Below are 15,125 nucleotides of genomic sequence, written 5' to 3' on the forward strand. Positions count from 1 at the left end.
CCCCTGCAGCGGCGTTTATAATCCGCCGCTGATCCCAGCCGCAAACGAGCCGCGCCCTCCCATGTATAACCTGGCCCGCCAGTTACTGTTCAAACTCTCCCCGGAAACCTCCCACGATCTGTCCATCGACCTGATCGGCGCGGGCGGGCGTCTGGGGCTTAACGGCCTGTTCAACAAGGCGCCGATGCAGTTGCCGGTGACCGTCATGGGCCTGCGCTTCCCCAACCCCGTCGGGCTGGCGGCGGGGCTGGACAAGAACGGCGCGGCCATTAATGGTTTTTCCCAGCTGGGCTTCGGCTTTGTCGAGATCGGCACCGTTACGCCGCGTCCGCAGCCGGGCAATCCGAAACCGCGCATTTTCCGTCTGCCCCACGCGGATGCCATCATCAATCGCATGGGCTTCAACAACCTGGGCGTGGACAATCTGGTCAGTCGGGTGCAGGCCGCGCAGTACAACGGCGTGCTGGGCATCAACATCGGCAAGAACGTCTACACCCCGGTCGAGCGCGCTGTCGACGACTACTTGATTTGCCTGGACAAGGTCTACGCTCACGCCAGTTACATCACCGTCAACGTCAGCTCGCCCAACACACCGGGCCTGCGCAGCTTGCAGTTCGGTGATTCGCTCAAGCAACTGCTGGAAGCCCTGCGGGTGCGTCAGGATGCGCTGACTCAGATCCATGGCAAGCGCGTGCCGCTGGCCATCAAGATTGCCCCGGACATGAGCGACGAAGAGACCGTGCTGGTGGCCAGCGCGTTGCTGGAGTCGGGGATGGACGCGGTGATTGCGACCAACACCACCCTCAGCCGCAAGGGCGTTGAAGGTCTGCCCCACGGCGATGAAGCGGGTGGCCTGTCAGGCGCGCCGGTGCGCGAGCAGAGCACCCACATCGTCAAGGTGCTGGCCGCTGAGTTGGGTGGGCGCTTGCCGATCATTGCGGCTGGCGGCATCACCGAGGGCAGGCACGCGGCCGAGAAAATCGCCGCAGGGGCGAGTCTGGTGCAGATCTATTCGGGCTTCATCTACAAGGGGCCGGCGCTGATTCGCCAGTCGGTGGACGCTATCGCAGCAATGTCTCGATAATCATCTGAAACGAAAAGAGGGGTTCCGACTGGAACCCCTCTTGGGCCTTGGCCCGCCGCCCGGGTGGGACGTGCGTGGTTACGGTGAAGCGGTCAGATGTCTTAAAAACTGTAGTTCAAGAAGCTTTAGGTCAGGCTGTAACGTGAGGGTTGCGTCAGCCGACCGCGTGAAGTTCGTTGAGTCTGTGAATGCCCGCAGTGCCGGTCATACCGTCCCAGTTGTCGCCGCGTCCTTCTCGCCAGCCATTGATCCAGGCTTGACGCACTGACGGTAGAGTAAATGGGCAAAGCTCACGGGATTTACCGGATACGCCGTACTGGTATCCGCGCGAAAATGCTCTTTCCATCGGATCACGCTTAAGTCTTCTCATAGGGTGTTGCCCTCGTTTGTTGACTGTAATGTCCCTGGAGACCTCAGGTTGAGGTCCGGCAGAAGATCTTCTGCCGTTAGCGGCCCGCTGCCGGCGTCGCGGGCTTGATGCCACCGCCGTTGCGGCGATGACCTTGGGTGATTTCTAACCAATGAGGGGTACGCTGTGAATGATCGTTTTGTCATAAGAACTTAACCATTCAGGCATTACGACCATAAGCGCTGATGCGTTTCAGCGGTATTTTGACAGAGAGCCCCCTTGAACCGGGGCTTTCGCGTGGCAGTGCAAGTGTTTCGCAATTGAGAGTGCTGGCCGTTTGCAGCCAGCGTAAAAACGACGAAGGGTCAGCGATGTGACTTTTTATTGCCGCCGCCGTCGTGCTGAATAGTGTTTTTTAACATCAAAACGCCGGCGTTGATTCGCTGGCGGACCGTCGCACTCGAAATGTATCGGTGCGAGGGACAGGCACAAACTGTGTGCCCCGCAGGCGTCCTCCCTGAAAGGCGTCTGTTGCAATCGGGCCGGACAATGCGTTGTCCGGCCGCTATGGCCTTAGGCTCTGGAATACTCATGTCGGACCGTTACGAACTTTTCCTCACCTGCCCAAAAGGCCTCGAAGGCTTGCTGGCTGAGGAAGCCACCGCCCTTGGTCTCGAGGAAACCCGCGAACACACTTCCGCCATCCGTGGCACCGCCGACATGGAAACCGCCTACCGGCTGTGTCTGTGGTCGCGTCTGGCGAACCGGGTGCTGCTGGTGCTCAAGCGTTTCCCGATGAAAGACGCAGAGGACCTTTATCACGGGGTTCACGACATTGAGTGGGCGGACCATCTGGAGGCGGAAGGCACGCTGGCCGTTGAGTTCAGCGGTCACGGTTCGGGGATCGATAACACCCATTTCGGCGCCTTGAAGGTTAAAGACGGCATTGTTGACCGCCTGCGCACCGCAGACGGCGTACGCCCCTCGGTCGACAAACTCAATCCTGACCTGCGCGTGCACCTGCGACTGGACCGGGGCGAAGCGATCCTGTCCCTGGACCTGTCCGGCCACAGCCTGCACCAGCGCGGCTACCGCCTGCAGCAGGGCGCCGCGCCGCTCAAGGAAAACCTGGCGGCCGCGATCCTCATCCGCTCGGGCTGGCCGCGCATTGCCGCTGAGGGTGGCGCGCTGGCTGACCCGATGTGCGGCGTGGGTACTTTTCTGGTCGAAGCCGCGATGATCGCTGCCGACATCGCGCCCAACCTCAAGCGCGAGCGCTGGGGCTTCTCCGCCTGGCTGGGCCACGTGCCGGCGATCTGGCGCAAGCTGCATGACGAAGCGCTGGAACGTGCGCAAGCGGGTCTGGCCAAGCCGCCGCTGTGGATTCGTGGTTACGAAGCCGATCCGCGGCTGATTCAGCCGGGCCGCAACAACGTCGAGCGCGCCGGCCTCAGCGAGTGGATCAAGATATACCAGGGCGAAGTGGCGACCTTCGAGCCGCGTCCCGACCAGAACCAGACCGGTCTGGTGATCTGCAACCCGCCTTACGGCGAGCGTCTTGGCGACGAAGCCAGCCTGTTGTACCTCTACCAGAACCTCGGTGAGCGCCTGCGTCAGGCCTGCCTGAACTGGGAAGCGGCGGTGTTCACCGGTGCGCCCGATCTGGGCAAGCGCATGGGCATTCGCAGCCACAAGCAATACGCGTTCTGGAACGGCGCACTGCCGTGCAAGCTGCTGTTGATCAAAGTGCTGCCGGATCAGTTCGTCACCGGCGAGCGTCGCACCCCGGAGCAGCGTCAGGCCGAGCGTGAGCAAGCCGCTTATGACCAGACGCCGGACGTCGCCCCGGAGCGCCAGTACAACAAGAACGGCAACCCGATCAAGCCGACGCCCGCACCTGCGCCGGTCATTGAGCAACCGCGCTTGAGCGAAGGCGGGCAAATGTTCGCCAACCGCCTGCAGAAGAACGTCAAGGCGCTGGGCAAATGGGTCAAGCGCGAGGGGATCGATTGCTACCGCGTCTACGATGCGGACATGCCCGAGTACGCCATGGCCATCGACCTGTACCACGACTGGGTCCACGTCCAGGAGTACGTGGCGCCGAAGTCCATTGATCCGGAAAAAGCGTCCATTCGCATGTTCGATGCGCTGGCGGCCATTCCCCAGGCGCTGGGCATCGACAAGAGCCGCGTGGTGGTCAAGCGTCGCGAACGCCAGAGTGGTACCAAGCAGTACGAGCGCCAGAGCGCCCAGGGCAAGTTCAATGAGGTCAACGAAGGCGGCGTGAAGCTGCTGGTCAACCTCACCGATTACCTGGACACCGGTCTGTTCCTCGATCACCGGCCGATGCGCATGCGTATCCAGCGCGAAGCAGCGGGCAAGCGCTTCCTCAACCTTTACTGCTACACCGCGACCGCCAGCGTGCATGCCGCCAAGGGTGGGGCACGCAGCACCACCAGCGTTGACCTGTCGAAAACCTATCTGGATTGGGCGCGTCGCAATTTGTCGCTGAACGGCTTCTCGGACAAGAACCGTCTGGAGCAGAGCGACGTGATGGTGTGGCTGGAGGCCAGTCGTGAAGAGTACGACCTGATCTTCATCGACCCGCCGACGTTCTCCAACTCCAAGCGCATGGAAGGCGTGTTTGACGTGCAGCGCGATCAGGTGCAACTGATCGACCTGGCCATGGCGCGCCTGGCGCCGGGCGGCGTGCTGTATTTCTCCAACAACTTCCGCAAATTCCAGCTCGAAGAGACGCTGGTGGAGCGTTACGCCGTGGAGGAAATCACCCAGCACACCGTCGACCCGGACTTTGCGCGCAATGGCAAGATCCACCGCGCGTGGAAAATCACCGCGCGTTAACCGCTTGGGAGGGCGGATACAGCCCTGTTACTGCAGGACCGTATCCGCCTCTTCGCGAGCAGGCTCGCTCCCGCAAGGGGCGTGTCCGACGCGGTCATTCGGCCGCACGCGCCCCCTCCGTTCGCACAGTAAGTGTGGCTGATCCGCAATACTGTCGGCGCCCGGGCTGGCCTCTTCCCGGCTAAAGCCGGTCCCACTAAAAGCAGCGCGTGCATTCTGTGGGACCGGCTTCAGCCGGGAAGCTTTTGATCTTGATCGTTCCCCCGCTCTGCGTGGGAATGCATCCCGTGACGCTCCGCGTCACCTTCCCCGGCCTGAATGCGCGTCGTCTGCGGGACGCGGAGCGTCCGAGGCGGCGTTACCACGCGGAGCGTGGGAACGATCAAAAGGGGGATTTTGGTTTGATGACAACCATAGAATCTCCCACCCATTTCGCTTCCAATACAGACATTCAGGTGTCTGCACTTAACGCCGCCCAGCCCGGGTACTGACATCGACCCACACCGCCAGCACCAGAATGCTCCCCTTGACGATCATCTGCCAGTAGCTGTCGACGTCGAGCATGGACATACCGTTGTCGAGGCTGGTGATGACGAGGGCGCCGAGCAAGGCGCCGTAGACGGTGCCCGAGCCGCCGCGCATGGAGGTCCCGCCGATGAAGCAGGCGGCGATGGCATCGAGCTCACCCATGTTGCCCGCCGACGGCGAGCCCGCGGCCAGGCGTGCGGTGTTGACCAGGCCGGCGAGGGCGCACATGACACCCATGATGCCGAAGATCCACAACTTCACCGCCTGCACGTTGATCCCGGAGAGGCGCGTGGCCTCCATGTTGCTGCCCACCGAGTAGATGCGTCGGCCGAACACGGTCTGGCTGGTGATGTAGCTGAACACGCCAAGCAGGACCAACAGCAGCAGCACCGGTACCGGAATCCCGTCGTAGCTGTTCAGGGTGTAGACGAACCCGGCCAGGACGGCACCGATCGCCACCACCCGCACTGCATCCCTTGCCAGCGAATGGGCGGCCAGCCCGTGCAATGCGCGGTTGCTGCGCTGGCGCCAGGTCAGGAACAGCGTCAGGGCGAAGAGCAGCACGCCAAGCACGATGCCCACCATTGGCGGCAGATAACCCTGGCCGATGTAGACCAGTTCCGGCGACACCGGTGCGATGGTGGTCCCGCCGGTGACTCCCAGGAGAATCCCGCGAAACGCCAGCATGCCGCCCAGGCCGACGATGAATGACGGGATGCGCAGGTACGCGGTCATGCAGCCGTTGGCCAGGCCGATCAACAGCCCGCAGCCGGCGACGATGCACAGGTTCAGCGGCAGCGGCACGTGGTACACCACGTCGAGAATTGCCGCCACGCCGCCGAGCAGGCCGAGCAACGACCCCACCGACAGATCGATCTCACCGCTGATGATCACCAGCACCATGCCGCAGGCGAGAATCCCGGTAATCGACATCTGCCGCAGCAGGTTGGACAGGTTGCGCGGCGTCAGAAAGCCCCCGTCGGTTTCCCAACTGAAGAACAGCCAGATGACCGCGATGGCGATCACCAGCGCGAGCATTTTGTAGCGGGTGAACAGTTGCTTGAGTTGATTCATTGACGCGCGTCTCCCACAGCACCGGGCCGGTCGTTATTGTTTTTGTCGGGCGCAGCCAGGCAGTCCGCGGACTGGCTGAGTGCGGCCGCGAGCACCTGTTCCTGGGTCAGACCTTCGTTGACGAAGTCCCCACGCAACTGACCTTCGCCGATCACCAGCACGCGGTCGGAGACGCCGAGCACTTCGGCCAGCTCCGACGACACCATGATGATCGACACGCCGCTGGCCGCCAGCGCGCCCATCAGTTTGTAAATCTCGTATTTGGCGCCGACGTCCACGCCGCGTGTGGGCTCATCGAGAATCAGCACCCGCGGCTTCGTCAGCAGCATTTTCGCCAGCACGGCTTTTTGCTGATTGCCGCCGGACAGGCTGGTGATCGGCAGGAACGGGCTCGCGGTCTTCAGGTGCATGCGCGCGATTTCCTTGTCGATGCTGCCCAGCTCGGCTTCGGCGTCAATGCGCGTCAAGTGGGCGAAGCTGTCGAGCACGGCGAGGGTGATGTTCTGGCCCACGCCCAGGTCGGGAATGATGCCCTGACGCTTGCGGTCCTCGGGAACCATGCACAGGCCTGCGCGGATGGATTTAAGTGGCGTGCGCGTGTCGATGGCTTTGCCGTCCAGCCACACTTCACCGGTGTAGCGCCCCGGGTAGGCCCCGAACAGCGCCGACACCAGTTCGGTGCGCCCGGCGCCGACCAGGCCAGCGATGCCGAGGATTTCCCCGCGCCTGAGCAGGAATGAGATGTCGTCCACGCGCTTGCGTTTCGGGTTGTCGACGTCGTAGCAGGTGACATGGCGCGCTTCGAAAATCACCTCGCCGACGGTGTGCGGTTCGGTGGGGTAGAGGTTGCTCATCTCGCGGCCGACCATCTGCGTGATGATTCTGGGGATGTCCATGTCGGCCATGGCCGTCGTTGCGATGTGCTTGCCGTCGCGGATCACCGAAATGGTGTCGCAGACGGCGGCGACTTCATCGAGCTTGTGGGAGATGTAGACGCAGGCGACGCCCTTGGCTTTGAGCTCGCGAATGATATCCAGCAGGACTTCGATTTCCGAGCGGGTCAGGGCCGAAGAGGGCTCGTCGAGGATCAGCAGGCGCGCCTGTTTGTTCAGCGCCTTGGCGATTTCCACCAATTGCTGATAGCCGCCGCCGTATTGCGAGACCGGCAGGGCCACGTTCATGTCCGGCACTTTCAGTTCGCGCATGAGGGCTTCGGCGCGGTGGATCATCGCCGGGTAATTCATGCGCCCGCCTGGCAGGGTCAGTTCGTGGCCCATGAAAATGTTTTCGGCCACCGACAGGTCGGGGACGAGGGTGAGTTCCTGGTGGATGATGACAATCCCGGCGGCCTCGGTTTCGCTGATGGATTGCGCCTTCAGCGGCTGGCCGTCCCAGAGGATTTCGCCCTCCCAGGTGCCGTGGGGATAGACCGCCGAGAGGACTTTCATCAGCGTCGATTTGCCAGCGCCGTTCTCGCCGCACAGGCCGACGCATTCGCCGGCCCGCACCTTGATGTCGATGCCATTGAGCGCCTTGACGCCGCCAAAGGATTTGACGATGCCGTTCATTTGCAGCAGGTAATCGGACATTGCGGGATCTCGCGCAGAAGCAGAAGACGGGTGCAGCAGGGCCGGCTTGCGCAAAACCCCGTGGCACCGAATCACCTCGGTCCCACAGGGCTTGGCATTAATGCGGCGAATCAGGCCTGTTCAGCTTGATGCCTTACTTACCCGCGATCTGATCCTTGGTGTAGAACCCGTCCTTCTCCAGCAGATCGATGTTGTCCTTGGTCAGCGGCGTCGGGGTCAGGAGGATGGTGTCGACCTTCTTGGTGCCGTTGTCGTACTGCGAGCTGTAGGTCGGCTTCTCGTTGCGCGCCAGTTGCACCGACAGTTTTGCCGCTTCCGAGGCGATCAGTTTCAGCGGTTTGTAGACGGTCATGGTCTGGGTGCCGTCGATCACCCGTTTGACGGCTGCCAGGTCGGCGTCTTGCCCGGAGATCGGCACCTTGCCGGCCAGCTTCTGCGCGGCGAGGGCCTGAATCGCGCCGCCGGCGGTGGCGTCGTTGGAGGCGACGATGCCGTCGATCTTGTTGCTGTTTTTGGTCAGGGCGTTTTCGACGATGCTCAGGGCTTCGGTCGGGTTCCATTCCTTGACCCATTGCTGGCCGACGATCTTGATGTCGCCCTTGTCGATGGCCGGCTGCAGCACTTTCATCTGGCCTTCGCGCAGGACCTTGGCGTTGTTGTCGGTGGGCGCGCCGCCGAGTAGAAAGTAATTGCCTTTGGGCGCGGCCTTGAGCACGCCGGCCGCCTGCATTTCGCCGACCTTTTCGTTATCGAAGGAAATGTAGGCGTCGATGTCGGCGTTGAGGATCAGCCGGTCGTAAGACACCACTTTGATGCCGGCCTTCTTGGCTTCGGCGACGGCGTTGGTCAGCACGGTGGCGTTGAACGGCACGATGACGATCACATCGACGCCGCGGGAGATCAGGTTTTCGATTTGGGAAATCTGTTTGCCTTCGTTGGCATCAGCGGACTGGACGTACACCTTGGCGTCCATTTTCTCTGCCGCTGCGACGAAGTAGTCGCGGTCCCGGGACCAGCGTTCGAGGCGCAGGTCATCAATGGAAAAGCCGATTTTCGGATGGGCCGAATCGGCCATGACCGGCAGGCTGAGCAGGGCCAGGGCACTGGCGAGCAGGGTGGTCTTGAAACTCTTCATGGGGTTGCGTCCTGTTATTTTTGTTTAGAGACACTTTTCGAGCATGTATGGGTTTGCCGGTGGAACTGTAGATACTGGCCGCGCGCCGCGAGCAGGGAATTGTCGTGAGAATGTAACCAACGCTATTCCCTTAGTAGGACCGGCTTTAGCCGGGAAGCTGTTGGCGTCACACCGCAAGATGGATGTTGCGCGCATTGGCCTCTTCCCGGCTAAAGCCGGTCCTACGAAAAGCATCGCATGCCCTTAGTGGGACCGGCTTTAGCCGGGAAGCTTTGCGATCATCACCTGTCAGGGATAAATAAACCGGTTCACCACGCCTTCGAGCATTTCCTGGCGGCCGCTCACGGCCTGCGGGTTAAGTTCGTTGTCCATGGCGTGCTGCGCCAGGGCATCCAGGCTGAAATCCCCCGACAGGACGGCGCGCCCGAACGGCTGGTCCCAGCCCGCATAGCGCTGGTCCTTGAACGCCTGCAATTTGTCGTCCTGAATCATCGCCGCCGCCCGTTCCAGCGAGAGCGCGAGCACGTCCATGGCCGCAACGTGGCCGTAGAACAGGTCGACCTCATCGAGACTCTGCCGGCGTACCTTGGAATCGAAGTTGTAGCCGCCATTTTTGAAACCGCCGGCCTTGAGGATCTCGTAGGTGGCCAAAGTCAGCTCTTCAACGCTGTTGGGAAACTGATCGGTGTCCCAGCCGTTCTGCGGATCGCCGCGGTTGGCGTCGATGCTGCCGAAGATGCCGAGGGACGCCGCCGTGGCGATTTCATGGTGAAAACTGTGGCCGGCGAGGGTGGCGTGGTTCGCCTCGATATTGACCTTGATCTCCTTCTCCAGCCCGAACTGTTGCAGAAAACCGAACACCGTGGCGGTGTCGTAATCGTACTGGTGCTTGGTCGGCTCCTGGGGTTTGGGCTCGATCAGCAGGTGGCCGGTAAAACCGATCTTGTGTTTATGCTCGACCACCATGGCCATGAAGCGCCCCAGTTGCTCGCGCTCGCGCTTGAGGTCGGTGTTGAGGAGCGTCTCGTAACCCTCGCGACCGCCCCACAGCACGTAGTTCGAGCCCTTGAGCCGATGGGTCGCGTTCATCGCGCTGAACACCTGGGCGGCGGCGAAGGCGAACACTTCCGGGTCCGGATTGCTCGCGGCACCGGCGGCGAAGCGCGGGTTGCTGAAGCAGTTGGCGGTGCCCCACAGCAGCTGAATGCCGCTCTGTTCCTGATGGCGTTCCAGTTCGTCGACCATCTGCGCGAAGTTGTGGCTGTACTCTTTCAGGCTGGCGCCTTCTGGGGCGACGTCGGTGTCGTGGAAGCTGTAATAGTCGATGCCCAGTTTGGAGAAAAACTCGAAGGCCGCGTCGGCTTTCAAACGCGCCAGCTCCATGGCGTCCCCCGGTTTGACCCACGGACGCTTGAAGGTGCCGACGCCGAACATGTCGGCCCCCGGCCAGACGAAGGTGTGCCAGTAGCACGCGGCCATGCGCAGGTGTTCGCGCATGGGCTTGCCGAGGATGATTTTGTCGGCGTCGTAATGGCGGAAGGCGAGGGGCGACTCGCTGCCGGGGCCTTCGTAGCGAATGGTGTCGATATCGGGGAAGCAGGGCATCGGGGTTTCCTTATTGTTTTATCGGCGGCGTTCTGCACGTTGTTGTCTTGGCTGCTCCCGATACTAGCAACGGCCCCGTCGGCGCCGATTGCGAAAATCACCAACTCGGTGTTCGATTTTGAGTATTGAGATTCCCCCGGCGCAGGCCTAGTCTGTGCCGACTCGTTTCACAGGCCCGGGGAACAATAATGAAAACCGTCCCGCCCGCTCACCGCATCGCGCTGTTGTTCAACGGCGGCAAGGTCTACGACCGCGGCATCATCACCGGCATCGGCAACTACCTGAGCAGCACCCGGGCCTCCTGGGATCTGTTTCTGGAAGAAGATTTTCTGTGCCGGCTCAAAGGCATCGAGCGCTGGCAGGGCGACGGCATCATTGCCGACTTCGATGATCCGCTGATCGGCGAGGCGCTGGCCGGAAGTACTTTGCCGGTGGTGGCCGTGGGCGGTTCCTACGAGGACGAGCGGGCCTACCCGACACACATTCCCTACGTCGCCACGGACAATTTCGCGCTGATCAAACTGGCCTATGAGCACCTGATCGAAGCCGGTCTGACGCGCTTCGCCTGTTTCAGCCTGCCGGAAGCCCAGAGCAATCGCTGGGCTCAGGAACGTGAGAAAGCCTTCCGCCGGCTGTTGCAGCGTGATGGTTTGCACGGCGAGGTCTATCGCGGCCTGAGCACCAGCGCGCCGATGTGGGACAGCGCCGTGGAGCAGCAAATCACCTGGCTGCAAAGCCTGCCCAAACCCATCGGCATCATCGCCGTCAGCGACGCCCGCGCGCGTCAGTTGTTGCAGGCGTGCCTGACCGCGGGCATTGCGGTGCCCGAGCAAGTGGCGCTGATCGGCATCGACAATGACCCGCTGACCCGCACCCTCACGCGGGTGCCCCTCAGTTCGGTGACCCAGGGCACGCAAAGCATGGGGCGAACGGCGGCGCAGTTGCTGCACCAGATGCTCCACGGCATGCCCTCGACCGCCCGCCAGATTCTGGTGCCGCCCGAGGCCATCAACGTTCAGGCTTCCAGCCTGCATCAGCCACTGGGCAACCCCTACGTCATGCAGGCGCTGCATTTCATTCGCCAGTACGCCTGCCAGGGCATCAAAACCGCCCAGGTCGCGGGCTACGTCGGTATTTCCCGTTCTTCCCTGGAATCGCACTTTCGCAAGGAGCGCGGCTGCAGCGTGCATGACGAGATTTTGAGCTTCAAACTCACCGCCGCCGCGTCAGGTCTGAAACACGGTGATACGGCCATCGCCGAGATCGCGCAGAACTGCGGCTTCAAATCCGCGCAATACCTGCACACGGTGTTCCGCCGGGAATTCGGCTGCACCCCCCGCGAATTTCAGCAGGGCGAAGCCGCACCGATTCATTGATTGGTTTAGGGCGCCCCGTTTGGGACGCGTCTGTCATAACAACGACAACATCACAGGAGTCATCGATGCATCCGATTCGTTTAGGGCTGGTGGGTTACGGCAAGATCGCCCAGGACCAGCACGTGCCGGCCATCCACGGCAGTGACCGCTTTGAGCTTGTGGCGGTGGCGACGCTGGGTCAGCACTGTCCGGGCGTGCCCAATTTCAGCTCTCTGGCTGAACTGCTCACAGAAGGCCCGGCGGTGGACGCCATCGCCTTTTGCACCCCGCCCCAAGGGCGTTTTGCGCTGGTTGAACAGGCGCTGAAGGCTGGCAAACACGTGCTGGTGGAGAAACCGCCGTGCTCGACCCTGGGCGAAGCGCTCGCCTTGATCGACGAGGTCAATGCAGCGGGCGTCAGCGGCCTGTTCGCCTGGCATTCACGCTTTGCCCCGGGCGTGCGCAACGCGGTGCAGTGGCTTGAAGGCAAGGCCCTCAAGCAGGTCAGGATCGACTGGAAAGAGCAGGTGCGCAAATGGCACCCGGGCCAGGCGTGGATCTGGCAGGCGGGCGGGCTGGGCGTGTTCGATCCGGGGATCAATGCGTTGTCGATCGTCACCGAATTACTGCCCCGCGCGTTGTTCGTTGAAAGCGCCAACCTGAGCGTGCCAAGCAATTGCCAGTCGCCGATTGCTGCGTCGTTGCAGATGCGCTCCGGTGAGAACGTTCAGGTGGTTGCCGAACTGGATTTCGATCACAGCGTCAACGAGCAGTGGAGCATTGAGCTGCACTGCGACGAAGGCATGATGCGCCTGGACGCCGGCGGCGCGCAGGTCAGCATCGACGGCGTGGCGCAGAGCGTGTCGGAGGAGGGCGAGTACCCGGCCATGTACGGGCACTTTGCGCGCCTGATCGGTGCGGGCAAAAGCGATCTGGACCTGCAGCCGCTGCGTATCGTCGCCGACAGCTTTTTTGTCGGCAGCAAGGAGACGGTGGCGGCTTTTCACGAATAAAAAAGTGCCGATCAATGGCCCGGTCTGTCGTGCCGGATCGGGCCTCAGCGCTTACTGCACGGCGAACGCCTTGTCAGATATGCACCACACCGGCCAGGGCGATGGAAAACGAAACGATCAGGGTCAACAGAATGGTCATGTTGATGGACATTGCGGGCAAATCCTTGTCTGGTTAATCAGTGCCGCCATCATCCGGATTTGCACGGGCAAGCAGAACGGCGTTCGTGACTATGTTGGCAATCGATGGAAACAATAGTTCGGGGTTTTTGAGGAGAAAGCAGGTGGATGCGGCAGATGTTGAACTTGTGGGAGTGAGCTTGCTCACGAAGATGGCATTCCAGCCGCCGGAGATGTGGCGGATGTACCGGCCTCTTCGCGAGCAAGCTCGCTCCCACAGGATTAGCGGCAACTGCTACATCTCTGGTGTGGTCATGATTGAGCAGAGCCCATCTTTCTGACGCGCTGCTTTCGCAAGGCAAACGCTGCCCTTGTGGGAGTGAGCTTGCTCACGAAGATGGCATTCCAGCCGCCGGAGATGTGGCGGATGTACCGGCCTCTTCGCGAGCAAGCTCGCTCCCACAGGATTTGCGGCAACTGCTACATCTCTGGTGTGGTCATGATTGAGCAGAGCCCATCTTTCTGACGCGCTGCTTTCGCAAGGCAAACGCTGCCCTTGTGGGAGTGAGCTTGCTCACGAAGATGGCATTCCAGCCGCCGGAGATGTGGCGGATGTACCGGCCTCTTCGCGAGCAAGCTCGCTCCCACAGGATTTGCGGCAACTGCTACATCTCTGGTGTGGTCATGATTGAGCAGAGCCCATCTTTCTGACGCGCTGCTTTCGCAAGGCAAACGCTGCCCTTGTGAGAGTGAGCTTGCTCACGAAGATGGCATTCCAGCCGCCGGAGATGTGGCGGATGTACCGGCCTCTTCGCGAGCAAGCTCGCTCCCACAGGATTTGCGGCAACTGATACATCTCTGGTGTGGTCATGATTGAGCAGAGCCCATCTTTCTGACCCGCTGCTTTCGCAAGGCAAACGCTGCCCTTGTGGGAGTGAGCTTGCTCACGAAGATGGCATTCCAGCCGCTGGAGATGTGGCGGATGTACCGGCCTCTTCGCGAGCAATCTCACTCCTACAAGGTTTGCGTCATTGCCTAATCCTCGGTAGCTGCCCCAGTCCAAGCCATCCAGCTAACCCCCTACCCATAAGGACCACCATGCCTTCCACGCCCATCCGCATCACCGATGAACAACTCCTCTCCGACAACTGGTACGTGCTGAAGAAATACAGCTTCGAGCTGCAACGCCGTGACGGCAGTTGGCAGTCGCAAACCCGCGAGGTGTACGACCGGGGCAATGGCGCGACGATTCTGTTGTACAACCTCGAACGCCGCACCGTGGTGCTGACCCGGCAGTTCCGCATGCCGGCCTTCGTCAACGGCCACGACGGCTACTTGATCGAGGCCGCTGCGGGCTTGCTGGACAATGCCAGCCCCGAAGAGCGCATTCGCCTGGAAGCCGAGGAAGAAACCGGCTACGTCGTGCGCTCGGTGAAGAAGATATTCGACGCCTTCATGAGCCCGGGTTCGGTGACCGAGCGCATTCACTTTTTCATCGGCGAATACCAGCCGGACGATCGGGTCAGCGACGGCGGCGGGCTGGAAGAGGAGGGCGAGGACATCGAGGTCCTGGAGCTGGATTTCGAGCGGGCCATCGCCATGGTCGAAAGCGGTGAAATCAATGACGGCAAGACCATCATGCTCCTGCAATACCTGGAGCTGCGCCTGATGAAATGAGAACCGCAGGACTGAAACGACTCGGGGTACGGCGATAAAGTTTCACCGATCGGTAAACTTTCTTACGTTGCAATGAGAATCGTTTGCGTTATCCTTCGCGTTCCTTTGTAACCAGGGATGTCGAACAAGATGGATTTTCGCCCTGCAATGGGCCACCCCACCCGGGTCGGCTCACCGTGTGTTGGCGCCACCCGCGGCGCGAGAGACCCGCGCCTCGACGCGCTGATGGGCACCTACAACACCCACCGCGAAGCGCTGTTGCGGCTGGCGGCCAAATTCCTCGGCTGTCGCGCTCGCGCCGAAGACGTGGTGCAGGACGCTTTCGTGAAGATGCTCGAAAGCGACCTCGCATCGGCGGAGCCTGCGCGCTACATGTTTCGCGTCGTGCGCAATCTGTCCATCGACCGTCTCCGCCGCCAGCGTCTCGAACGCAACCACGGCGCTGAAGCCGAGCAGGAAGAGCAGATACGTTTCGAGGTGTCCCCCGAGCGTGTATTGGCGGGCCGCGAGTCCCTCGATCAACTGGTCGGTGCGCTCAACGAATTGCCCAAGCGCATGCGCATCGTCTTCGACCTCAGCCAGATCCAGGGCTACACCCAGCGCGACGTGGCCAAGGTCATCGGCACCTCGCCGACCATGGTCAATTTCCTCCTGCGCGACACCCTCTCTCACTGCCGCGCGCGGCTCGGCGAGCTCTAGGCATCGCCGCGTCATGTCTTTCGTTTTCACTGCCCGGA

The 15,125-nt window shown here is 61.6% G+C and carries 11 protein-coding genes; 6 read left to right on the forward strand and 5 right to left on the reverse strand.

Annotated features, from left to right (window positions below):
- The first annotated feature begins 61 nt into the window (after positions 1 to 61).
- Entirely contained in the window at positions 62 to 1,084 is a 1,023-nt protein-coding gene (locus AC3ISG_RS09870; protein ID WP_489299124.1) for a quinone-dependent dihydroorotate dehydrogenase, read from the forward strand.
- 154 nt (positions 1,085 to 1,238) lie between these two features.
- Here the strand turns inward: AC3ISG_RS09870 and rmf are convergent, their stop codons facing one another.
- On the reverse strand, positions 1,239 to 1,454 hold the full coding sequence (gene rmf, locus AC3ISG_RS09875; protein WP_074887169.1) for a ribosome modulation factor: 216 nt from the start codon (positions 1,452 to 1,454) through the stop codon (positions 1,239 to 1,241).
- 570 nt (positions 1,455 to 2,024) lie between these two features.
- Between rmf and rlmKL the strand changes: the two genes are divergently transcribed.
- Positions 2,025 to 4,295, forward strand: a complete 2,271-nt coding sequence (rlmKL, locus tag AC3ISG_RS09880) for a bifunctional 23S rRNA (guanine(2069)-N(7))-methyltransferase RlmK/23S rRNA (guanine(2445)-N(2))-methyltransferase RlmL (protein ID WP_122534583.1) — start codon at positions 2,025 to 2,027, stop codon at positions 4,293 to 4,295.
- Positions 4,296 to 4,760: 465 nt separating this feature from the next.
- Here the strand turns inward: rlmKL and AC3ISG_RS09885 are convergent, their stop codons facing one another.
- From AC3ISG_RS09885 to xylA, 4 genes are all read right to left on the reverse strand, one after another.
- Entirely contained in the window at positions 4,761 to 5,897 is a 1,137-nt protein-coding gene (locus AC3ISG_RS09885; RefSeq protein WP_489299125.1) for a sugar ABC transporter permease, read from the reverse strand.
- Complete coding sequence (xylG, locus tag AC3ISG_RS09890; protein WP_489299126.1) at positions 5,894 to 7,486, reverse strand: D-xylose ABC transporter ATP-binding protein; 1,593 nt, start codon at positions 7,484 to 7,486, stop codon at positions 5,894 to 5,896. The genes AC3ISG_RS09885 and xylG overlap by 4 nt, the downstream gene beginning before the upstream one ends.
- A 133-nt stretch (positions 7,487 to 7,619) precedes the next feature.
- The gene (gene xylF, locus AC3ISG_RS09895; RefSeq protein ID WP_122534585.1) at positions 7,620 to 8,621 is read right to left on the reverse strand and encodes a D-xylose ABC transporter substrate-binding protein; all 1,002 of its coding nucleotides are present in this window, start codon (positions 8,619 to 8,621) and stop codon (positions 7,620 to 7,622) included.
- A gap of 288 nt (positions 8,622 to 8,909) precedes the next feature.
- On the reverse strand, positions 8,910 to 10,226 hold the full coding sequence (gene xylA, locus AC3ISG_RS09900; protein ID WP_489299127.1) for a xylose isomerase: 1,317 nt from the start codon (positions 10,224 to 10,226) through the stop codon (positions 8,910 to 8,912).
- 188 nt (positions 10,227 to 10,414) lie between these two features.
- Between xylA and AC3ISG_RS09905 the strand changes: the two genes are divergently transcribed.
- The 4 genes from AC3ISG_RS09905 to AC3ISG_RS09920 all read left to right on the forward strand — a co-directional run bounded on the left by AC3ISG_RS09905 (position 10,415) and on the right by AC3ISG_RS09920 (position 15,087).
- Positions 10,415 to 11,602 (forward strand): XylR family transcriptional regulator, encoded by a 1,188-nt coding sequence (locus AC3ISG_RS09905; RefSeq protein ID WP_489299128.1) that lies wholly within the window; start codon positions 10,415 to 10,417, stop codon positions 11,600 to 11,602.
- 65 nt (positions 11,603 to 11,667) lie between these two features.
- Positions 11,668 to 12,594 (forward strand): Gfo/Idh/MocA family protein, encoded by a 927-nt coding sequence (locus tag AC3ISG_RS09910; protein WP_489299129.1) that lies wholly within the window; start codon positions 11,668 to 11,670, stop codon positions 12,592 to 12,594.
- 1,215 nt (positions 12,595 to 13,809) lie between these two features.
- Entirely contained in the window at positions 13,810 to 14,388 is a 579-nt protein-coding gene (gene nudK / locus AC3ISG_RS09915; RefSeq protein ID WP_108119691.1) for a GDP-mannose pyrophosphatase NudK, read from the forward strand.
- Between the two features lie 129 nt (positions 14,389 to 14,517).
- Positions 14,518 to 15,087, forward strand: coding sequence for a sigma-70 family RNA polymerase sigma factor (locus tag AC3ISG_RS09920; RefSeq protein WP_272635152.1), 570 nt, complete (start codon positions 14,518 to 14,520; stop codon positions 15,085 to 15,087).
- Positions 15,088 to 15,125 lie beyond the last annotated feature (38 nt).

The sequence above is a fragment of the Pseudomonas sp. GL_135 genome (assembly GCF_057834665.1).